This is a genomic window from Denitrobacterium detoxificans, from assembly GCF_015062615.1.
GTDB classification, from domain to species: Bacteria; Actinomycetota; Coriobacteriia; order Coriobacteriales; family Eggerthellaceae; genus Denitrobacterium; species Denitrobacterium detoxificans_A.
Window position 1 is genome coordinate 178,719 of record NZ_SUUH01000004.1, and the last position, 20,494, is coordinate 199,212.

Consider the following 20,494-nt stretch of genomic DNA (forward strand, 5'->3'; position numbering starts at 1 on the left):
TGATGTGTGTGGAGCGAATTGCATCAGCATGGTCGCGCGCTACGAGGGTCTGCTTTCCGAGGTTGTGGGTCCCACGAAGACGCTCGTCGTTGGCGAGACCATGCAGGTGAAGAACTACGACCGATACAACTGGGATCTGTTCGACGTCGAGGCATGCCGACAGCGGCATGAAACCGTGTTCCCCAGCGAGTTGGAACGCGCTTACCAGCTAGGTGCAGAGATGGTCTCTCAGCCCTGGTAGGAGTGTTTTTGCCTTGTAGGGTTGAGTTAAATAGCGATAGTGCTATTTAACTGGGGTTTCGGATATAAATTTTGTCGGTAAAAGATACGGATCGAATCGCCTTGGAGGTGAGTCGATCCGTATTTGTTTTACGGTCTCGCTATCTCTTTACCTATCAGATGGGGAATGCCTACAACGAGTGCATTGCCCATGCAGAAGGCTCGGCGTCCGTCGCTCATGCCGACGTTCGTCCAGCCCTTGGGGAAGCCTTGAAGCTGATCAAGTTCGTCCGGTACGAGGCGGCGAAAACGGCCATCAATCTCAACGATATGCTTGAAGCGCGAAGCGCCTGCTCCGCCTTCGCCGGTAAGGATGGTTCGCGATGGGTTTTCTAGCAGGTCGGGGAACGCCATCGAGCCCTCGGAGTAGTGGTAGGTGAACTCGGTTCCGTCTGGAGCCTTCTTTACGCGCTCTTCGCTTTTCGAGCCCTTGAGGTAGCGCCACTTTTCCAGTTTGTCCTCTGGAACGTAGAACGATTCCGGAACCTCGGATGCGGGGATGATAACGTCACCGAGCGTCTTACGTTCGCCATGGTAGTCCTCTACGGCATCGCACGTGACAACGTGGAAGTCCTGCATTGCTCCAGCGGTACCGAACGGAGATTTACCCTTGCCTCCCACGTTGAATTCCTGGGTGACAACATAGGGGTCTTTCGGTATTTCTACCATATTGAACGATTCAGGTTCCAGGATGGGTAGGGCCGAAGAGATGATGCCATGCGACACCCTATCTTCGAGGTCCCATTCCTCAGAAGTGAGCTCAGCAAAGATGTAGACACGCTTGCGACGCTGCGGGAAGCCGTATTCTGCGCTGTTGATAACGCGCCACTCGACCGAGTAACCCAGGTCAGCAAAACACGAAAGAATAATCGCGAAATCGCGTCCGCGCTGAGACGCAGGGCTCTTAAGCAGACGGTCTACGTTTTCGAGCAGGACGTAGCGCGGTTCCTTAAGATGCAGGAACCGATAGATGTCCCACCAGAGCACGCCCTTTTTACCTTCGATGCCGCCAGCCTGCGAGAGCGGTTTTGCAACTGAATAGTCTTGGCAGGGGAAGCCGCCGACGACCATATCCACATCGGGAATGTCGATCTCGCCTGCTTCGTAGGCGTCGAGCACCTTGTTGATGTCTTCGTTTACGCAGCTGTCCTTGCCGAAATGCTCTTCATAGCAGCGCCAGGCAAACTGCTTGGATTCAGTTCCAGGGGGTTCCCATTGGTTTGCCCAGATGGTTTCGTATGGGCCTGCCGCTGGCATATCAAATTCCGGATGATCCGAATTGTGATAGCCCTCTAAACCGAGGCGAAAGCCTCCTACGCCGGCAAAGAGCTCGGCAACCTTAATGGTATTCATGGCACGTTTCTCCTTTGCTGCTGTGCCCGTGAACATGCGGTCGCTATTGTAACCGATCTGGTTTTGAAGATCAAGATCCTTACGTGTGGCAACGAAAGTATCTCTATGAAAGCTACTTACTGCTTAATTTTGCGATTTCGCCTTTCAAGTACTGGGCGTTCAGCCAGAAGCATTTCTTAACGACCATATCGCCCTGCGGCGTTGGCAGCGTGTCGTCATTGTTGCGGCCATGCGGTCGGACGTGGCAGCAACGGTTTTCCGATGATTTGACTGAATCCTGCGCTCGTCCAGCGTTTACGCGCGAACGCATTTCCTCGTAGCAGCGCTCGGCTTCTTCGAGGTCGTCGTCTGGCATCTGCCAGAATGCGACGTCGGACAGTCGGTATATGCCGCGTTCGGTCTCGTCTTCTCGATAGATGACGAAGAGGTATTTTTGGGCAAGCTGTTCGGCGAAATCGCTTTCGTCGAACGGTGTTTTTGCCAGCTCGAAGTAATCGAATCGGGGAAACGACACTGATTCTTTCGGCGTTCCGTTACAGGTGATGCGTATGGTCTTGGGTTTGACGCCAGCCTTTTCGAACTCCTCGATTTTGGCATCGTCTTCCACGCCCAAGATGCGGCGCGTAATGAGGGCGCACAGGTTCTTTGGCTTGCGCTTGCCTGGCCGAATGTAGCCAAAGCGCTCGCCAAGCTCTTGCTCGGTAAGACCGAAGTATGGTTTGAAGCGGGCTTGAACAAGCTGGATGAGTGTCATCTCGTTTTCGTTTTCAGCGCGTTCAATCGATTGCATGCCTTCGATAATGCGATTCGACATTGCCGTCATGAACGAGCTTTTGAGTGCCCATGCACGTGGTTTCGCCTCAATGTTGGAATAAGGTTGCTTGCGGCGAGCTTTGGAGTTGGCTGCCTTTGTGCATGCCTCCAGATACATCGTGTCGGAGCCAGATATTTCATGAGCCAAGCCGTCGCGGACTTTCTGCACGACCGTCTCCCAGTCGGATTTGATTTGAGCGAGGTCGGTAGCGGGTAGGTCTGGAATGCTAATCATCTCGACAATCTCCACTTGGTAATCCAAGGGGTCGGTGTCGGGCTCCCATAGGTACGATATGAGAAGGATGTCCTGGGCCTTCTCCATGAGATGGCTCGATTCGAATTCCTCATGCACGACCTGCATGTAGTCAATCATGCCAAGGACAAGACGCTCTTTGGCGGCAAGACGTCCATCCTTATTGCGTTTGAGGGGCGTTGTTTTCAGTTCGAGCCCTGCTTCGGCAAAGTCTGCTTGAGAGGCGCTGTTGAGGTCGAGCCTGAAGTAATCTGTTTCTACGGCATTGCCGAATGACCCCTTGTTGATGTGGGAGTCGGTTATCTCTGCTCGGTTGGTCTTCGCTCGAAGCGTAGAGCCTCGCAAGCAAGAAGCGTATTCGAGTATGCTTCGCTTGTCGGTGCGGTCGTATGGAAGATCATCGGCGTTCTTGCTCATCATCGCTGCTTTCGTTAGTTGTTTGCTGCAGCTGTCGGCTGGCGTTATATGGATTGAGTACGCTCTGGCGAGAACCGTCAGCGGGTTGCCATTTGTGGATTGCTATTGCATCCATTCCTCGATGGCAATTCTTCGTATACGCATTCTCTCACTAGGGGAACGCTTCAACAATGGGCAAGAGGGAGCTGTCGATCTCTTCCGAATTCTAATTGGCTGTCCCATTTTTGGGTCGGGCTTAGGCGAAGGGATTGAGACAATTTGGCCATGTCATTTCTAAGGGGTGTTCGAATGAGGGCGTTTATCCATACGGTAGGCGGATGCTGTTTCAATGATGAGTGCGCTATTGCTCAACGTGGTTTTGAGAAGTTGGGCATTGAGTGCGTGCCCTTTTCGAATAATGAATTGCTCAACCAGAGCGCTCGCGAGGATGTGGTCGTTGGCGGCATGTTTGTGATGGGGCATGCGCTTTCAATGCGAGGCATCACTCCGCCGACTATCGATTATCCAGAGTCTCTTAGTCGCTTCCTCGGGCGTAGGGTATGGGCGACGACAGTAGGTGAAATACAGGAACGCGATCTGCCTGTGTTCGTGAAGCCTCTCGGAGAGAAAGAACTACCGGGTATCGTAGCTGGTAAAATGTCCGATCTCGATGAGTATTATGCGCACGGAAATGACTACCAGGTGCTATGCAGCGAACCGGTTAAGTTCGTATCTGAATGGCGGTTGTTCATCCGCTACGGTGAGTTGCTCGATATTCGTTGTTATTGTGGCGACTCGCAAAAGTGGTGTGATGTCGATGTGGTCAATGAGGTAATCGGGGCATATGCGGCCGCTCCCGATGCTCTTGCAGGTTGCTCGATTGACCTTGGTGTTGCCGCTGACGGAAGAACGCTTCTTGTTGAAGTGAACGATGGTTTTGCTTTGGGGTGCTATGGGATGGATTCTGTCGGGTACGCTCTTCTTTTGTCGGCTCGATGGGCTCAGCTTGTTGGAGTCGAGGATGAACTCGCGGGTCTTGACTGCAGGGGTTTCTCAAGGAAAAAGCGCAGGTGACAGAAGAACCGTCCCTCTGTCACCCGTTAGCGGCAACTCGCCCAAACGCCCCTACGCGCAGCCAATCAAGTCGAGCAGCTCTTGCTTGCTGTGCACGTCGAGCTTGGTGTACAGGTGCTTTGTATGCCCGCGCACGGTGTTCTCGGTAAGGAAGAGCGTCTCGGCGATGTACGCTTTCGTGCGGCCCTTGCAGAGCAGCTGCATCACATCTAGCTCGCGTGGCGTAAGGGAATACTGCTCGGCGATCTGCTTGCAGCGGTCGTCGATGTTGTCGTAATCCGACGGACGCGTGGGCGCTTGTGCCTCTTCCGACGCTTCGGCGAACAGCTGCTTCGTGTCCTGGTCACGCGTTTCCAGGCACGCCATAGCCGTAATGAGCAGCACGAGCATTAGGAGCGCAATCGCTGCGGTCGACACGCTTCCCGGGGAAAACGACGAGGCAAACGTACCCGCAGCGAACGGCAGCGTGTAGAACGGCCAGCCGATGCCAAACACCAGCGACGGCGATTCATTGGTGCGCTTGGCGAAGTCGGCAACGGTGAGCCATGCGAACAGTACGAGCAAATCCCATACGCTGCTTTCCACGCAGCGCAGCATGCCGAACTGCGAAAGGGCAATCGCACACACCATGTCGATGGCCAGCACCACCAGAATCACGCGCCAGAGCTGTGCGAAGTTGAATGGCTTGCGCCATACGCACACCACGATAAGCGCCATGGCCGAAACGGCGATTTCGAAGGCACGCGCTGCGGTGAATTCCCCGATGGAAAGCGAGCTCTGGTTGCCTGCGAAGCTGCCAATGAGGAAGGCCGTGACGAAGCTGAACACCACCACGGGTGCGGCAATCTTCCAAACGCCACGCGGGGATTCCGATTCCAGGCGCTTATGACGCGCTTCGGCGTGTTTCGGAAGCAGACGCATGGTCCACCAGCACAGCACGCACGAAAGCACGGGCATGCATGCGGCCACCACGCAGGTGCCGGCAAGCGGCATAACGTGCGCGAGCTCCTTGATGAGCGATCCGGCGATGTTGGCCGTGAAGAGGCAGAGCACCGACTGGCGAACGTCCAGGCGAATGAAGAACAGCGCCCATTGCAGATACATCCATCCAAGCGCGCACGAGCACGCCACGACTGAGGGAAGGCGCAGCACTTCCATGGCGGGGAATGCGTCGGCGGCGTAGAGTCCTACTGTACCCACGACGCCAATGGCAATCATCACGATGGGGACGACCTTTAGCGAGAGCACCGAAGGCTTGAGTTTCGAGAGCAGTCCCATGATGGGCATTGCAATGGAGAGCGCCACGTAGGAAAGCGTCCACATGTGCTGCCCTTCGGGTGCGCCCACCCCGGCCATCGCGTTGATGAGAAACGCCCATACGAGCGTGCAGGCTATGCCAGCGAATGGTGCGCGAAACCATCGCTCGTTCGTACCGCGAACCTCCTTGCGGCTTGAAGTGGTCATGCGTTCCCTCCTCCATGAAGCCGAGCGCCCCTCGTGCGCCGGCATTGTATCACATGCCCATGGACAGCTTCGCTGAACGGGCGTTTTGCCGCCAGCCCCGTTTCGGGTGGGATGCGTGGCAAACCCCAAAAGACCCGCTGGGGGTGAAGCGAAGCGCCTGCTGGCCTCGTATGGTTGGCCCATCGTATTTCCGAAAACAAAACGGAGGGTAGAGATGGATTATACCGAGAAGCTGAACCTTACCCGTTCGCGCCGCTCGTTCATTAAGGCTGCCGGAGCGGCCGTGTTCGCTGGCGCTGCGGCCGTGGCCATGGGTGGTTGTGCGACGAAGCAGGCCGACGCGAACCCCAATACCTACGCGGAATCGCTTGATGATATCTCCTGGGATGAGGAAACCGACGTGCTGATCGTTGGTGGCGGTTTGGCCGGTCATGCTGCCGCTGCTACCGTGGCAACCGAGGGCCAGGGCGCGAAGTGCTTGCTCATCGAAAAGGGCTGCAGCCCTCTGGGCTTTGGCGACAGCCCGTTTTCCGCGGGCCGCGTGCTGTGGACCGACGACGAGCATGCTGAGGGCTTCCGCTCGTACCTATACGAACTGCGTGGCGACATGGACAATACGCCCGATGCCGTGCTTGATGCGTTCGCCGCGGGCATTCACGAGAACCGTACCTGGCTCGAATCGCTGCCGGGCTTTGACGCGAATGATGTCACCTTCGAAGAGCATTTCGTAAACGGCAGCGGTAAGACCTGCTACCCGGAGTATCCCGAGCTGGAGCATGGCTACAACCTGGGCGTGCTGTGGTTCAAGGGCGAGCAGATCGACCATGTGATCAAGTTCGTGCATCAGGTTATCGAGCAGTACCCCGATGTCGTTACGCATAAGATCAACGCGCGACTTACGGCGCTTGTGCAGGACCCTTCCAGCAAGGCCGTGGTTGGCGGCGTGTACGAGTACGAAGACAAGACCATCTACGTGAAGGCGAACAAGGGCGTCATCATGTCCTGCGGTGGGTTCGAGAACAATGCTCAGATGCGTGCCGACTATCTGTCTGGCACCACCGCGCGTTGCATTGCCGGTCGAGAGAATGAGGGCGATGGCCATTACATCTGCGCTCGCATCGGCGCCGACATGTGGCATATGAACAGTTGCGCTGGCTTCTGGACGAGCGTTTCTCCCATCGAAGGCCCTGAAGTGACCATGCGCACGCCGAAGCAGTTCGGCATCACGGTTGCCCCGAATGGCCGTCGCTTCTTCATGGACTGGGATTCCGACCACGAGCACGACTGGGAGGATATTCCCAACCATCCCATCGACATTAACGTGGGCAGCCGTCATGGCCACATGCAGTTTGGCGGCGAATGGCCCCATCTGCCCATGCCGAAGGACACCTGGTACATCCTGGACGACGACGGCTACAACGCGATGATGGCTTACGAAACCGCTCCCAGCTTCGAGCCCTCGAGCGAAGGCTATGGTTTCACGGCAAGCACTATCGAAGAGCTGGCCAACAAGGCGGGTATCATCTCCGAAGAGCTTGTGAAGACCGTTGAACTGTGGAACCAGTATTGCGAAGCGGGCGAGGATCCTGCGTTCCATCGTCCTGCCAAGACGCTCACGCCCATCACGAAGGCTCCGTTCCACGCGTGCCATTGCTCGACCACGATGCTCAACACCGACGGTGGTCCGCGTCGCGACGAGTATGCGCGCATCATCGACCTGAATGGTGATCCCATCCCCAACCTGTTCAGCGCCGGTGAGTTCGGCAGTGTGTGGTGCAACATGTACAACGGTGGCGGCAACCTGGGCGAATGCTGCGCGTTCGGCCGTATCGCCGTGCGTTCGTGCCTTGGTCTTGCCTAGTAGCCTACTGAGATAATTCGTGCCCCAATGTGGGCTTCCCTCCCAGATGCGACGGAGCTGCGAGCATTCGCGGACCCGTCGTTTTTTTGGAAGCGCTCTACTCCTCGGAGTTAAAGGCTGCGCGTATGAACACGGAGAGGGCGATGATGATGGCGGCGCATCCCAGGCCAAGCCACAGGGTTTCGATCCCCTGGCCTCCTTTTAGCACGTGCCCCAGGAAGAATACGCCAATCATTACGCTAATGACGCTGGTCAAGCGCTCTTTCAGGTCGTCGAAATCGTGGAACTCGAGCCATGAGGGTAGGGGAATCTTCTCGTTCACGAATAGACTAAGCAGGCCAATCGACAGTATGTAAAGCGCTACCGCGAGCAAAAACGTGTCGGCATATTCAACGTACTCGATGGTGAGCTCGTGCAGAGAACTTTCGCCAATCACGAATGCATACGATGAGACGACGAGGTCGATAAACGTTCCGATGGCCATAACGACGGACGCGATGAACAACCCCAGAGACGGCACGGTTGCCACAAAGCGCGTGCGCCCCGCAACGGCATCGGCGAAGACGCGCGCTTTCTTTTCGCGAATGCGTTCCGCGCCTTCTTGGAGGGCGTGGGGCGCGTTGTCGATAGGATGGGTGGATTCCTCGTTGGATTCCGTGGCGTCCTTTTCGGGCTTTGCGCTCATATTGGCCCCCGTTCAAATGGTGCACTCTTGATGCATCCAGTGTATCAGCAACGTGCAATCTAGGGTGACAAGGGGACGGTTCTTCTGTCACCTTGTTCGCTGAGCCTTTGTTGGCCAATTGCTGCTGCGACACCGGGTGACAGAAGAACCCTCTGTCACCTTGTGGCTGTTGCCAAAGAAAGAGCGATGCCCCCATCGGGGCACCGCTCTTCTTCGCGTTGCGTTATGTGCTGGCGTCGCTTGCCTCGTTGGTGCGCCTTACCCCAGGCGCGTGCTGTCTATGTCTTTCGGCTTTTTAGAATACCCAGTTGGCGTCGAGACGCAGTAGGTTTGCCTTCAGGTCGTCGTAGCTTGCAATGACGGTGTCGTATTCTTGTACGTTACCCGAAACCACGAAGCCCTGATCGAGCGTTGTCACATAGCAACGCAACCATCCGCCTATGACCTTTACGAACCAATAGCCATCTTGCCCGTTAACGCTGCATTTGCCTACGGCCATGTAATGGTCCACGTCATAGCCTGTCACGTTTCCAATCTCGAGCTCGTCGTCAAGATCGGTTGTAGCGAGGTTATACGTGTCTTCGTTGTTGTAGCCAATCTGGTTACTGAGTCCGGCTGCTGCAATAAAGTCGTTGGCAACTTGCTCGGCATTTGCCGTGGTGTCAAGCGATGCGTCGAGTTTGAAATAGTGCAAATCGGTGTAATACAGTTGCTGAGTTTGAATACCTCCGTCGTTCATGACGTTGCGATATACCAGTTTGTTGAGCGTGGCGTCTCCAAGCCAAGAGCCGTCTTTGGTGATGGCCACGGTTTGCTGACGCACTTCGTTATAGCTGGCGTTTTCAGCATCTTGGGCCAGGGCAACAACGTCGAGACCTCCCTGGCTTTGTAGTTCTTGCACCGTGGCGAACTCCGTAATGTTTTGCCCGTAATCCAGCCAGGTGGTTTCGTTGCCCGATGCAGTGGGCGTGTCATATTCGACTGCTTTGGCGCATCCGCCTAGCGCCAAAGCGCATGAGCATGCTATGAGAACGCCAATGGTTTTCTTAATCATAGAATCCCTTTCTATTCGCGAGACAATGGCCTCTTTTGCCGTTTCCGCTCTCGACGGAGTTCGGGCACTCTTTCATGTTTCAAGCGACCGGGTAGCAGCTTGCCCTCGCGGTGGGTGATGCAAGTGGTGAGCTGCGGCTGGATTTGTTTTTAGGGGGAGGGGCGCAAGCTCCTGGAGCAAGCTGCCATCCGGTCGCTTAGTTGACTGTGGGCTTATTGAGCTTGAGCGTTCCTCCTTGATGCTTTTGTTCCGTGCATGGGTGCCAAAGAAATTGCGTGCGCTGGGCATGCCTCTGCGCACTTGCCGCATTTGGTGCACTCCGCGAGTGTTCCAACGTGAGGGTCGAGCTGTTCCGGGCAGGCGTTTACGCATGCGCGACAATCGACGCCCTTGGCGCGCAAGCAACGTTGAGCTGCGATTTTGGGCTTGAATAGTGACTTGCGTCCAACAAGGCTCATGAGCGCCCCCAGGGGGCAAAGCTTGTGGCACCACTTGCGAAACAGAACTACTTCCGCAAGCAGAATGAGCGGGAACGCGAGCAGCGACCATGAAGGTGCGTGGTCAACGAACGCCTGCCAGAGGGCAACGACCGTTGCGATGGTCAGCCCTACGGGGCAGACCAGGCAGAATACGGGGAAGCCGAAGACGGCGGCGCTAGCCAGCGCGCCCAGTAGCACGCCATGACGGGAATCGAATAGCACTGTGTCGCGCTTGCCCCCAACCGGTTGCAGGCATGCTGTGCATGCTTCCTTGTTGCATGTGGTTGGGTGGGGCGAATCCTCATTGCCCGCAAGAGCGCATGGCGAGGCAACCAGGTTTTTCTCCTTGGCTGTAAGGGCTTCTTCTGGCGCGGCGGAGGCTCGTGCGTTTTCGCCGTCAGATGCATCGTTTTGTTTGCCGTGAAAGAAAGCTCGCACGGGAGGAATGGGGCATATCCAGCTGCAGAACGCTCGTCCGAGCAGGGCGACGAGGGCCAGTATGATCACAAACGCTATGATGAGCCGCGGAACAGCCGTTTTGGATGCGAGCAGCGTTTCGAGCGCACCCAGGGGGCAGACGTAGGCAACGGCGTCGATGCCCATTGATGAAAGCGAGCCCCAGCCCACGCCTACGAACAGGCCAAGCACAATCGCGAGAAACGCTGCAATCTTGGTGCCCTTGCGGATGCTCGTGAGCTTTGTAGCGCGTTCGCGTCTGCTTGTGCCCACGTCGCCTCTCTCTGTTTCCCCTGCTCTGCGCGGCATGACCTACGCCTCCCTTCTTATGGTTATGGCTCGTTGTGCTGATCCGCCGTATGTGCTGAACACGTTGATCTTGCATGCCGTTACGCATGCGCCGCAGCCGTTGCACGCTTGCTCGTCGATGATGGGGCGACCCGCATTGTCGAACGTGAGCGCACCATAGGCGCAAGACCCCTTGCAGAGGTCGCATGTTCCGCGCCAGTATGCGTAGCACTGCGTGGGGTCTACGCTGGCAATGCCGATTTTTTGCCGCTCGGGGTCAAAGCTTTTCAGGGCGCCCGTGGGGCATACCTCTATGCATCGATTGCAGAAATCGCAGTAATCGTTTTGGAAGCTCAGCACGGGCGTGCGCGCGACAAGAAGGCCGTCGGTGATGGTCGCGAGTTTTACGATGCCGTGGGGGCACGCCGTACGGCATCTATCGCACTTTAGGCACAGCGAAAGAAAGGAGGTTTCGTCTTGTCCTCCCGGTGGACGCAACAGAGTGTCGTTGCTGCCTGCAGCTTTCGTGGTGCCGCCCAGTGCGATTACGCCAGCGAACAAGCAAGTTCCTGCGAGGAATTCCCGTCGCGATGGCTGAGCCATGATACCTCCTCTCGTTGTGAATGCTTTCCGATTGCCAAGGTGGCCTATGCGGCCTGGGGCATTGCCTGCGTTAGCTCGTCGATAAGTTCGCTATCGATGTGCGCAAATCCACGCGTAATCATCGAGAACCCCTTGTAGAACGTGGTGCGGCCGCATCGCTCGATGGCGTCGCAAAGCTGGTCGATCCAATTCGCGATGTGTTCACTATGGAAGCTTTGCTGCACGTTGATGAGCCTTTGCGCTTCGGTTAGGTCGTTCTCGTTGAGCGCTTCCGAGCATCGCATGCAGAGCCGTGCCATGAAGTCGAACATGAATGCGATATGGTCCTCGGGCACGTGCAAGCTTGGGTTGGGCTCGACATGCTCGTTGAGCATGTACCGTAGGACTTGATCGCGGGCTTCTTGCATGAGTAGGCCTTCGGCCGACGTGAAGACGCTTTCGTAGGGGACGGCCCTGCTTTCGTGCTTCGCGCTTCCCGCGGCGTAGAACATGTGCGCGTAGTCTACGGCAAGCTCTTCCCTCGTTTCCGAGCGTACGCGGCGCAAAAAGCGCTTCACGATATGCGCGCCTTCGGCGATAAGGGGGTCGAGTCCCTTCAGGCTGTCTAGGTCCATGTTGGCGAGCGCCTCGATTTGCGTCTGCGAGAGTTCCCTGACGTATATCGTGTACAGCAGGCTGTAGATGCTGGCGCGGGTTTGAAATGCCTCAATGAGCTCGGCTTTCTTTTTGTCTTGCATGTTCGATTCCTCGATCCGTATTCACCCACCGATGCCGCCGCAACGTTATTCGGAAACGCCACGGCGGCATTCCTATCGTTTGTTAGTCACCGAAGAAACCGTATGTGGATGTCCCGGCGACCCACATGAGCACGCGAAGCAGCAGTCCGCCGAAGCATGCGATTACGGCGGCCGCCCAGGCATTTACCTTGTTGGGCTTGGACTTCCCGATATATCCGATGATGGCGACGATGATGTCGAGTATCACGGCGCCGACCGCAAAGGGCAGTGGCGCGCCGCTGAACAAGCTTGCCGTTGCCGCGTATGCGATCGTTAGAACTGCGCCGACAACGCCGCATATCGCAGTGGCGAATGCGTAGAAGCTTTCGCCGTTTTCCTCGTTGGGTGCGGCAAGGGCCCAGTACAGTGCGGCGCCAATGGGCGCTGCCGTGCCCAGGTATGCCAGCGGAAGGAGCGCGGTGGCCCAAGCTGCATGGCTATTCATGATCGTGTAGGATTCTCCCGCCATGAAGCTGATGACTGCGCCAAACAGTCCCGAGAGCAGGGCAAAGGTTTTCGCCGCCCCTCGCATGGAGCGCTTGTAGCAGATAAGCTGGACGATGGCGCATACGCTGATGATGCCCACCAGCGCTGCTTCGATGAAAATGCCGCTCGTTGGGTGGCTCAGGGCATTCATGATTCGGTCGGGGTGCGTAAGGTGCAGCACCGAGGCGAAGCCGCCTGCCACGACGAGAATCAAGCCCACGAGCGTCACCTTGAATGCGCCGCCCTTGCTTTTCATGGTGAATTCATTAGCGGCTACGAATGCGAGAAGCCAGCCGCCGGCACCCGTTAGGAGGGTGAAGATAACCAGGGGCCATTGGATTTCCATTACATTATCCCTTCTTCGCGCGAGCGGATGTCGTGCCAGTCGGGCTCTTCCTGCCAGTCGCAGTATTTCTTCTGCAGGATGTAGAAGCTCGACGGCTTGTTCCCGAAATCCTTCAAGTGGTGCACGTCTTCTGCGCGGGATGCCAGAAGCTTGGACACCTCGCTTTCGGGATCGTCCAGGTCGCCGTAGTAGCGGCAGCGAACCGAGCAATTGCGCACGCACTTGGGAGGCTTGCCCTGGCTCGTGAGCTGAGGGCACAGCGTGCACTTCTCCACGACCCTTTCGGCTTCGTTGAACGAGCGCACGCTATAGGGGCAGGCCATCATGCAGTATTTGCAGCCAATGCACTTTTCCTTGTCGATCTGCACGATGTTCGTCTCGGGGTCGCGATGCGACGCGCCCGTGGGACAAACGTTTACGCATGGCGCGTTTTCGCACTGCTGGCATTGGACGGGCAGATAGTACTGGCTTAGGTTGGGGTAGGTTCCATACGGTCCGCACAGCAGCAGGCGGTTCCAGCGCTCTCCTAGCGGAATGTTGTTTTCGTTCTTGCAGGCGATCTCGCAACCCTTGCACCCGGTGCAATGGTCGACGTCTACGACGATGCAATAGTGGCTCATGCCTTGTACCCTCCTTCGGTGCTGTCAACTGGCACGGGCATCCATGGTTGGAAGTCGGTGGGCTCGTACCAAATGCCCTCGGGTCGCTTTGCCTTAGCGACTTCCACGTTGATGGATCGCAGGGTGTACGTGCCCATTACGGGGTTATGCGGGCCCTTGCGTCGCGAGAGGACGTTGTAGTTGGTCATCGTCCAGGATTTGCGTGCGTCCTGACCTTCTTCCAGGAATTCGGGGTTCCAGAAGCGTTCCATGTAAACGCAGCCCGGGTTGATGCCCTCGGTTACGAAGGCCTTGGCATAGATGCCGTCCTTGATGATTTCGTTTTCCTCGCATCGTTGCGACTTGATGTTGACCCAGTCGCCATCCGAGATGCCTCGTTCCGAAGCTGCTTCCGGATGGATCCACAGCTCGGGTACTGGGTACGTCTCGCGCAGATAGGGAATGTTGCGCAGCGTGGTGTGGTGGAAGTAGGGGAGGCGTCCGTTCGAGCAGATGAGCGGATACTTCTCGCGAATCTCCTCTTCCTGGAAGTCCGCCGGTTCCACGTAGAAGGGCACGGGGCTGTAGTCTACGGTGCATGGCGGGAGTTCGCCTGCCGGGTCGTCGCCCGTACGACCGATCTGCATGATGCGATCGCAGTACATCTGGTTCTTGCGCGGGTTGTCCTTGATATCTTCGGCCCAGGTCGTGTAATCGAGTCCCTTGTAGCCCATGCCAAGGTACAGGCCGTCTTCCCCGACCTTCAGGTGCTGGTCGAGCATGCCGTCCCACAAGTCCCAGAACTCCTGCTCCGTCGTGTTGCGCCAGCCGTTAACCTGCTTGGTTTCTTCCCAGGTCATACCCTTGATGGCGATATCGGCCAAGTAGTCATCGCGTTCGCGAATCGTGTAGTACTCCTGGTCGACGTAGTAGGCGTTGTAGGCGTACTTGTCGTTGTACTTGTCGGCCAACTGCTTGAACAGCGTGCCGTAGATCAGGCGGTCATCGACGTGTTCGTAGGTAAGCGCGCAGGAGACGATGAAGCCGTTCCAGTCGCCATGGCCTCCGGGCGAGTAGTCCATTTCGAGCCATTCCGTAGCGGGGAGGATGAGGTCGGCGGCTTCGAAGGTGAACGACGTCGGGTACATGTACACGTGCATCGTGAAGTCCATCTTCTTGAATGCGGGAATCCACGAAGAGGAGTCGGCGAGCGTGGCCATCTTGTTGCCCGAGCGTTCGTACCATACGCGTGGCTGATAGGGCTCTCCGGTGAGGATTGCCTCGTGAACGGCGGGAATCTGGGAATGCTTCCAGTCGCCCAAGCCCTTGTGCTCGATGTATCCCAGGCGTTCGATAACGGCGGGGAGCTCGATGTATGGTCCGCGGGGGTTGCCGTCGTCGTCAACGTTGGGGTTGAAGTAGCCTCGTCCGTCGTAGCTCATGGAGTAGGTGAAGCGGCCCTTTTCGCGTCCCGTCTTGTACTTGTTGTTCGGACGAGGCGACGATGCATTGGCGCCCTTCTTTTGGGTGCGGCCCTTGAGTTGGTTGATGAGCGTCGTGCACATGGCGGCTTCCGCCGACTGAATGTTCTGGTCGTGCGATACGCCGTTGCCCACGCCGCCGAACTCCTTCGATTCGGCGATCCACTCGCAGCAGGTTCGCACTAGGCTTTCGTCAACCCAGCAGGTCTTGGCGGCCCATTCGATTGTTGCGTCCGCAACCGACTCCTTGAGCAGTTGCCCAGCCGTCTTGCAGGTGCGAACGACTCCGTCGGCATACTCGACTTCCACGGTGCCGAATAGCTGGGGATTGTATTGGTCCTCGTTGTCGGGCCCCATGGCGAACGCCTTGGTGACTTTCTGGGTTTTGACGTCGTAGTAGACGTATCCTTCGCCCGCGCTCATGTCCAGGCCTTTGACTTTGCTTGCGCGCAGTAGGGCGCCGAGCTCGGGTTTGCATCCTTCGTCGGTCACGTCTACGAGGAAGGGAAGGTTCGACCATTCCAGCAGGAACTTTTCGTCGTAGGTCTCAGTTTCGAATAGGTAGTTGATGATGCACATCATGAGCGCTACGTCGGTGCCACCGCGGATGGGGAGCCACAGGTCGGCGCGCGCGGAATCGTGCGTGAAGCGGGGGTCGACGTTGATGAACTTGCACCCCGCGTCACGCAGAAGGTTCCAGTATCGAGCCGTGATGGTGGAGGAAGATGCGGCACCGCCACCTCCCATCTGCACGAAGACATCCAGCTGGCTCTGCCAGTTGGGGTTGAAGCAGCCGATGCACTGCTGGTCGCCAATCGAAGTGAAGCCCAGCCAGCCGTCCATCTGCTTCTGTACAAAGGTTCGGGGCATGGCGCATTGGGCGGCACCGGGTTCGAAAACGTTGCCCGCGCCCCAGTAGTCGCGGAATGCGATCGAGTCGATGATGCGCGGGTTTCCGCCGCCGCCCGTTGTCATGAGCAGGCCGTTGCGGCCGTACTTGTCTCGCATCTCGGCCATGGCGCCCGCCATCATGTCGATGGCCTCGTCCCAGCTGATGCGTTCCCACGTGTTGTCCACACCTCGTTCGCCAACGCGGCGCATGGGGTATTTCGTACGGTTCGGATGGTAAAGCGCCTGGATGGCGGATTGCCCCTTTGCGCACATGCCTCCTGCCGAGAAAATATCATCGGGATCGCCGTCGACGGCGATGACGCGCCCGTTCTTGATCGTGGCGATTACGCCGCATGCGCGCGGGCATGATCGGCATTGCGTCTTCTGATACACGACGTCTTCCTCGGCGTACGCCTTCTCGGTTTCCACGAGCGTGCTTTCGACGGTGACGCCTGTCGTGGCGGCTGCGCTCGCCAATGCGGCTAGCTTTGTGAACGTGCGTCTCGACATTTCGGTTAATGCCATGTTCCAACTCCTCTCTTGTCTTCTCCTCTTGCGTGAGCCCTTACGTGTTACGTCGGGCGTCTAGCCGGCTAATGTCTTCAAGATTTCCACCCCCGCTCTCGTTAGATTCCAGCCTCCGTTGCGCCACACAAGGACGCCTGCGTCCTCGAGATGGCTTACGTAGGCGCTGGGCTGGCAGCCCATGATGCCTTGCGCATTGACTTCAAGGCCTGGGTCGCCTTGTAGGAATTGGAAGATTTCGTCCATCGATCGGGGGGATTCGCAAAATTCGATGACGCGGTTGTAGGTAGCCCTGCGCGCCGCTTTCGACGCTATGAGCTTCTCGAATTTGAGCGAGGGGCAATCACGCTGCAGCGCTTCTTTTCCCACGTCGGTGGTGAGATAGCGCCATTCTGCCGTCAGGTCTTCGAGCTCTTCTTCGGTGGCTCCCGTGTCCAGCAGCTCTTGGCGCATAGCGGTGGTAATGGGCAATCCATCGCAATCGTATTCGCGCTCTTCGATGGCCCCCGTGCGCTGCATGAAGAACAGGTAGCGGTGGGCGGATTGCCCATTCTTTTCGTAGTACTCGTGCTGCTGGATGTGCTCTTCGGCATTTTCGAGGGTTCGTTCCTCGCGGCAGTATTCCAGCAGGTCCTTCAAGACTGCGGTGAACTGACGCCTGCGGCTGAAGCATTCGAGCGTTGCCTCAACGCGTTCGTTGTGGCTCATGCCGCTTAGCTTGGCTTTCCAGTCCTGCACGCGCGCCGCCCTTGCCATTGCCTCGTCTGCGTCGGCCTGTGCTTTTCGGTGCTCGTCGGAAAGGTCTGCGCCACCTACCTGTTCGGCTACGTTTCCGGCGAACGTGAAGCTTTCGGTGGTCATGGCGTCTTCGAGCGGCGTGTCCGCGTCGAGACGTTTTTGGGTTACGAGAATCTCCCTTAGGCGCGCATCGGTTTTGGCAATTACCTCTTCGCTGCAGCCCGCGTTGCGTGCCGCAGTCGCGGTGATTTCCGCTACGCTTTTGACTTCTCCTTGGGGTAGAGCGCCGTCGATGGTTGGCGCGTTCGCATCTGATCGCATATGCCCCTCCTTCAGTTGCGGCGATGCATTTTGATGCCAAGCCTGCGCCGCCGAACGGTCCTTTGGAATCCGTCAGCGAGGGGGATTAGCAAAATGTCCCGAAACGGGGTAGAGGGGGTGATATGTCTCTGAGCTGGGGAAACGGGTTAATTGCTAGGAATTGCCTTTTAAGGCGCATGCTAAATGCCTCAACTGAGTCATATAATACGAAGCTGATTTTGGGGGAAGCAGGCTGCTAGGCGATTGCCAGATGGAGGAGGTGCGCGCCGTGGCGGATTACTCGAGGAATCGCGTCCTTTCCATTCTTGGGTTGGCCTTCATGTGGCCGGCATTTCACAATCAGGTGCTTTATCCGTTTACGCTTACTTTCAATAAAGAAGGTAGCGGACCGGTGTTCTATCTCTATCTCATCTACGTTGCCATCGTTGCGATAACGGTTGCGGTGGTGGCGGTATCCAAAGACAACGGTTCGCGGGTATTAGACAATCGCTCTGTTGTGGCCTCCATAGGGGCGCTTGGCATCATGGGGCTCTTTTCGTTGGCGGTGTTCGGGTTTGAGAGTGCGGCGAGCATCGCGGTCATTGGCATTGGTGCGGGCTTGTACGCGGTTTTCTCTTCCCTCTACTTTTGCTTCTGGAACATTCGGATGCTCGCTCATAGCCCCAACATCATTCAGGATACCGTCGTTTCGTATGCGATCGCCTGCATCTTGCAGGCGTTGCGTCTGGCTCTTGGAATCCATACGTCCTGGTTTTCCGTTGCCTGCACCGTGCTCACGGTTGCGTGCGCGTTGCTCGTAGGCATCCAGCGCATTGACGTGTCGGGCACGGTGCTTCAGAGCGCGAAGGCGTATCCGTTCAAGATTCTGGGTCTCGCCGTTCTTCTTCTCTTCATGCTCACCGGGGGTATCATCTTCATCAACCCGCCGGTTGCCGCCACGGAATACCCTCCTGCATCTCGTGCATTCATGTACGTGGGGTGCGCGCTCATCTGCGGCGTCATCTGCGTCATCCAGCGCCTTGGCAGGGCGACGCCATATCGTGCCGCATTGTTGAGCTTGGCGTTCCTGGCGATGGTGTCGCTTGTTTGCATGCTTGTGATCGGCGTGGGCACGAGCCTTCTTGAATCGCTTAGCAATTTTCCGCTTATCGCGTGCCGCATCGTTATCGAGATGTTCATATGGGCCCTTATCCTGAATGTGGTCCAGCGTAAGCGCCTTCGATTCGTCGTTATGATGGGCGTTTACCTTATCGCGATTGTGTTTCTGCCCAACGTGTTTTCGGCGCTTTCGCTACATATGGGCTTCTTCGAAGACAACGAGGATGTCGTGCTCCTTTTGACCATGGCGGGCGCCGCACTCGTTACCTGCATTGTTCTGAATTTAATCTTGGCTTGTTCGCTTTTCTTTTCTCATAAGCGCGATGAAGGGCAACCAGAGTCCGTGGAGGATTCGCTCAATCGCGCATTCCGGGCGTTCCAGGAGGTGAATGAGTTTTCGGATCGGCAGATGGACGTGGTGAGGCTGGCTTATCGTAATTGGACGGCTAAGCGCATCGGTAACGAACTCTTTATTTCCGAAGGCACGGTGAAGACGCACCTCAAGACGATTTACAAGCGCGCAAACCTCCATTCGAAGCAAGACATCATTGATGCGGTAGACGCGTTTCTATAGGCGTTTCGGCGATTCGTTTCCCCTCTTCGTTTCGTTTTGCCCCATTTACCCCGCGTTGGGGGAATGACGTAGCCGTGCCATGGCTGTAGCGTTATGGCATAAGCATTCGAAGTGGATGGCGGGGATGACATGATTATTGCTAAAGAGCCAGAAAAGACGTTTTCATTTAAGCGGAACCTCTTTGCGGAGGATGCGCTGTCGTTTGTGTCCGAACTCGAACAGCTCGATCCGCAAGCAGTTGTTGGGCGCATGAGCGGGAAGCTGCAGGCTGAGCCGGGCGTGTGGGTGCGGGTTGCCGATTATCGGCGGGCCAACGGCTCTTTTATCGACCATTCCGACTTGATGCTCTATGTCGAGCAGTATTACGAACCCGATGCGCAAGGGCCTATCGAGGCGCTCGAGCTGAACTATCGTGCCGAGGTGCCCGAGGGCGCCATAAGCGCTTCGACGGTTGATGACCTGCTCGAGGCGCTGGTGGTTATCGATAGCGAAGACGATGATGAGCCTGGCTTGCCAGGCGAGGCCTGTTGTTTGGGCGACGATGCAGCTAAGGGGCTCGATGAGGTTGTGGCCAGAGGGGAATCCGCGGCTTTTGAAGCCGAAGGTAGCTCAGGGAATCAGTTTCCGGTTAGCGATGAAGAAGTGGATGTTGACGAGGAACGTTCGTTGCCGAGCAGGCTTGAGGGTATGAAGGCGATTGCCCCTTCGGGAGACCCTGATATGCGTGGCCTTCTGGTAGATGGCTGGCATGCGATGTATTACAAAGCGTCGGATGGGTCATCCTTGCTCGTGTTTGATTAAGCTAAGCCGTCTATTTTCCGTCGTAATGCCAACGAGGCCGCAGCCGACGCGATGCCAATTCCTGCCGCTGCGACGAATACGGCTTGATGCGTCCCCGCTAGGGCCATCACGCTTCCGGAAAGCAGCGTGCAGGCGAATTGCCCCAGGTTGCACGCGGTTGCCAGGGCGCCCATGTGCTTGCCCGAGTTTTCGGGCGTCGAGCGTGCCGCGATGAGCGCCATGAGCAGGGGCGTCACGCAGCCTACACCCAAGCCGATGAACACGGCACCAGCGAGCACCATCCATATTCCTGCTGCGATTGCCATGAGCGCGCAACCCAGGGCCAGCGAGGCGAAGCACCCCGCAGCTATGAGCGAATGGCGAACGCGTTGCTGCAGTCGCGCGCTGGCCAGGGGCCCTACGATGTTGGCGATGCCAAAGCATCCCAGGAAGAGGCCGGAAACGAGCGAGCTTTGCCCGAATGCCGTGACGAGATACGGCATTTTCGAGGGGACGAGGTAGGAAAGGGTCTGCGAGAGAAATGCGCCCGCCAAGCAGGCAACCAGCACGAATGTGGCGGTCTTCGCGGCGCGCGTGGTCGCATGCGCGGAAGGCGCGTCATGGCTTCCGCGTTCGCTGCCGGGGCTAGGGGCGCTGGGGCGATCGTGGCCCCGCCCATCGCGGCGTGATTCGCGTATGAACGCCGCCGCGAGAGCTAGGAGGATGAAGCCTACGACGTAGACCAAGACGATATGAGCAGGACACGACAAGGGAAGCCCCTCCTGCATGAATATCGCGCGGATTAGGCCGACAATGTGAGT

General features: G+C 57.2%; 18 protein-coding genes. 5 read left to right on the forward strand and 13 right to left on the reverse strand.

The features are described 5' to 3' along the window. Positions 1–28: 28 nt before the first annotated feature. Complete coding sequence (locus E7002_RS06840; protein WP_303728116.1) at positions 29–241, forward strand: hypothetical protein; 213 nt, start codon at positions 29–31, stop codon at positions 239–241. A gap of 128 nt (positions 242–369) precedes the next feature. Here E7002_RS06840 and dcm read toward each other — a convergent pair whose 3' ends face one another. Further along, complete coding sequence (gene dcm / locus E7002_RS06845; protein ID WP_303728117.1) at positions 370–1,632, reverse strand: DNA (cytosine-5-)-methyltransferase; 1,263 nt, start codon at positions 1,630–1,632, stop codon at positions 370–372. 112 nt (positions 1,633–1,744) lie between these two features. Then, positions 1,745–3,115 carry a Sau3AI family type II restriction endonuclease gene (locus E7002_RS06850; RefSeq protein ID WP_303728118.1) on the reverse strand — a complete coding sequence of 457 codons (1,371 nt, stop codon included), beginning with the start codon at positions 3,113–3,115 and terminating at the stop codon, positions 1,745–1,747. Positions 3,116–3,403: 288 nt separating this feature from the next. On the opposite strand from E7002_RS06850, the gene E7002_RS06855 reads away from it, so the two are divergent. After that, positions 3,404–4,168 carry an ATP-grasp domain-containing protein gene (locus tag E7002_RS06855; RefSeq protein WP_303728119.1) on the forward strand — a complete coding sequence of 255 codons (765 nt, stop codon included), beginning with the start codon at positions 3,404–3,406 and terminating at the stop codon, positions 4,166–4,168. A gap of 51 nt (positions 4,169–4,219) precedes the next feature. On the opposite strand, the gene E7002_RS06860 is transcribed toward E7002_RS06855, so the two are convergent. Next, positions 4,220–5,632, reverse strand: a complete 1,413-nt coding sequence (locus E7002_RS06860) for a helix-turn-helix transcriptional regulator (RefSeq protein ID WP_303728120.1) — start codon at positions 5,630–5,632, stop codon at positions 4,220–4,222. 214 nt (positions 5,633–5,846) lie between these two features. On the opposite strand from E7002_RS06860, the gene E7002_RS06865 reads away from it, so the two are divergent. Then, positions 5,847–7,493 carry an FAD-binding protein gene (locus E7002_RS06865; protein WP_303728121.1) on the forward strand — a complete coding sequence of 549 codons (1,647 nt, stop codon included), beginning with the start codon at positions 5,847–5,849 and terminating at the stop codon, positions 7,491–7,493. A 97-nt stretch (positions 7,494–7,590) separates the two neighbouring features. Here E7002_RS06865 and E7002_RS06870 read toward each other — a convergent pair whose 3' ends face one another. The 9 genes from E7002_RS06870 to E7002_RS06910 form a co-directional block, all read right to left on the reverse strand. Beyond that, complete coding sequence (locus tag E7002_RS06870; protein WP_303728122.1) at positions 7,591–8,178, reverse strand: YqhA family protein; 588 nt, start codon at positions 8,176–8,178, stop codon at positions 7,591–7,593. A gap of 295 nt (positions 8,179–8,473) precedes the next feature. Beyond that, complete coding sequence (locus tag E7002_RS06875) at positions 8,474–9,232, reverse strand: hypothetical protein (RefSeq protein WP_303728123.1); 759 nt, start codon at positions 9,230–9,232, stop codon at positions 8,474–8,476. A gap of 212 nt (positions 9,233–9,444) precedes the next feature. Further along, positions 9,445–10,440, reverse strand: a complete 996-nt coding sequence (locus tag E7002_RS06880) for a 4Fe-4S binding protein (protein WP_303728124.1) — start codon at positions 10,438–10,440, stop codon at positions 9,445–9,447. 39 nt (positions 10,441–10,479) lie between these two features. Continuing rightward, positions 10,480–11,058, reverse strand: a complete 579-nt coding sequence (locus E7002_RS06885; protein WP_303728125.1) for a 4Fe-4S dicluster domain-containing protein — start codon at positions 11,056–11,058, stop codon at positions 10,480–10,482. Positions 11,059–11,102: 44 nt separating this feature from the next. Continuing rightward, on the reverse strand, positions 11,103–11,795 hold the full coding sequence (locus E7002_RS06890) for a molecular chaperone (RefSeq protein ID WP_303728126.1): 693 nt from the start codon (positions 11,793–11,795) through the stop codon (positions 11,103–11,105). Between the two features lie 82 nt (positions 11,796–11,877). Further along, positions 11,878–12,666 carry a DmsC/YnfH family molybdoenzyme membrane anchor subunit gene (locus E7002_RS06895; RefSeq protein ID WP_303728127.1) on the reverse strand — a complete coding sequence of 263 codons (789 nt, stop codon included), beginning with the start codon at positions 12,664–12,666 and terminating at the stop codon, positions 11,878–11,880. After that, positions 12,666–13,286: a 4Fe-4S dicluster domain-containing protein gene (locus tag E7002_RS06900; protein ID WP_303728128.1), complete on the reverse strand. Its 621-nt coding sequence runs from the start codon at positions 13,284–13,286 to the stop codon at positions 12,666–12,668. The genes E7002_RS06895 and E7002_RS06900 overlap by 1 nt, the downstream gene beginning before the upstream one ends. Further along, positions 13,283–16,162 carry a molybdopterin-dependent oxidoreductase gene (locus E7002_RS06905; protein ID WP_303728130.1) on the reverse strand — a complete coding sequence of 960 codons (2,880 nt, stop codon included), beginning with the start codon at positions 16,160–16,162 and terminating at the stop codon, positions 13,283–13,285. The genes E7002_RS06900 and E7002_RS06905 overlap by 4 nt, the downstream gene beginning before the upstream one ends. A gap of 60 nt (positions 16,163–16,222) precedes the next feature. After that, positions 16,223–17,221, reverse strand: coding sequence for a hypothetical protein (locus tag E7002_RS06910; RefSeq protein ID WP_303728131.1), 999 nt, complete (start codon positions 17,219–17,221; stop codon positions 16,223–16,225). 268 nt (positions 17,222–17,489) lie between these two features. On the opposite strand from E7002_RS06910, the gene E7002_RS06915 reads away from it, so the two are divergent. Beyond that, positions 17,490–18,893, forward strand: a complete 1,404-nt coding sequence (locus E7002_RS06915; protein ID WP_303728132.1) for a helix-turn-helix transcriptional regulator — start codon at positions 17,490–17,492, stop codon at positions 18,891–18,893. A gap of 129 nt (positions 18,894–19,022) precedes the next feature. After that, complete coding sequence (locus E7002_RS06920) at positions 19,023–19,694, forward strand: hypothetical protein (protein ID WP_303728133.1); 672 nt, start codon at positions 19,023–19,025, stop codon at positions 19,692–19,694. On the opposite strand, the gene E7002_RS06925 is transcribed toward E7002_RS06920, so the two are convergent. After that, a partial coding sequence (locus E7002_RS06925; RefSeq protein ID WP_303728134.1) for an MFS transporter occupies positions 19,691–20,494 on the reverse strand: 804 nt, incomplete at its 5' end. The two genes, E7002_RS06920 and E7002_RS06925, sit on opposite strands and share 4 nt — an antisense overlap.

What these genes read in the sequence shown, in the direction of transcription:
- E7002_RS06860 (WP_303728120.1), bottom strand. Translation starts at nt 5,632, where the DNA reads ATGACCACTTCAAGCCGCAAGGAGGTTCGCGGTACGAACGAGCGATGG.
- E7002_RS06905 (WP_303728130.1), bottom strand. Translation starts at nt 16,162, where the DNA reads ATGGCATTAACCGAAATGTCGAGACGCACGTTCACAAAGCTAGCCGCA.
- E7002_RS06895 (WP_303728127.1), bottom strand. Translation starts at nt 12,666, where the DNA reads ATGGAAATCCAATGGCCCCTGGTTATCTTCACCCTCCTAACGGGTGCC.
- E7002_RS06875 (WP_303728123.1), bottom strand. Translation starts at nt 9,232, where the DNA reads ATGATTAAGAAAACCATTGGCGTTCTCATAGCATGCTCATGCGCTTTG.
- E7002_RS06850 (WP_303728118.1), bottom strand. Translation starts at nt 3,115, where the DNA reads ATGAGCAAGAACGCCGATGATCTTCCATACGACCGCACCGACAAGCGA.
- dcm (WP_303728117.1), bottom strand. Translation starts at nt 1,632, where the DNA reads ATGAATACCATTAAGGTTGCCGAGCTCTTTGCCGGCGTAGGAGGCTTT.
- E7002_RS06890 (WP_303728126.1), bottom strand. Translation starts at nt 11,795, where the DNA reads ATGCAAGACAAAAAGAAAGCCGAGCTCATTGAGGCATTTCAAACCCGC.
- E7002_RS06920 (WP_303728133.1), top strand. Translation starts at nt 19,023, where the DNA reads ATGATTATTGCTAAAGAGCCAGAAAAGACGTTTTCATTTAAGCGGAAC.
- E7002_RS06855 (WP_303728119.1), top strand. Translation starts at nt 3,404, where the DNA reads ATGAGGGCGTTTATCCATACGGTAGGCGGATGCTGTTTCAATGATGAG.
- E7002_RS06865 (WP_303728121.1), top strand. Translation starts at nt 5,847, where the DNA reads ATGGATTATACCGAGAAGCTGAACCTTACCCGTTCGCGCCGCTCGTTC.
- E7002_RS06870 (WP_303728122.1), bottom strand. Translation starts at nt 8,178, where the DNA reads ATGAGCGCAAAGCCCGAAAAGGACGCCACGGAATCCAACGAGGAATCC.
- E7002_RS06840 (WP_303728116.1), top strand. Translation starts at nt 29, where the DNA reads ATGGTCGCGCGCTACGAGGGTCTGCTTTCCGAGGTTGTGGGTCCCACG.
- E7002_RS06900 (WP_303728128.1), bottom strand. Translation starts at nt 13,286, where the DNA reads ATGAGCCACTATTGCATCGTCGTAGACGTCGACCATTGCACCGGGTGC.
- E7002_RS06910 (WP_303728131.1), bottom strand. Translation starts at nt 17,221, where the DNA reads ATGCGATCAGATGCGAACGCGCCAACCATCGACGGCGCTCTACCCCAA.
- E7002_RS06885 (WP_303728125.1), bottom strand. Translation starts at nt 11,058, where the DNA reads ATGGCTCAGCCATCGCGACGGGAATTCCTCGCAGGAACTTGCTTGTTC.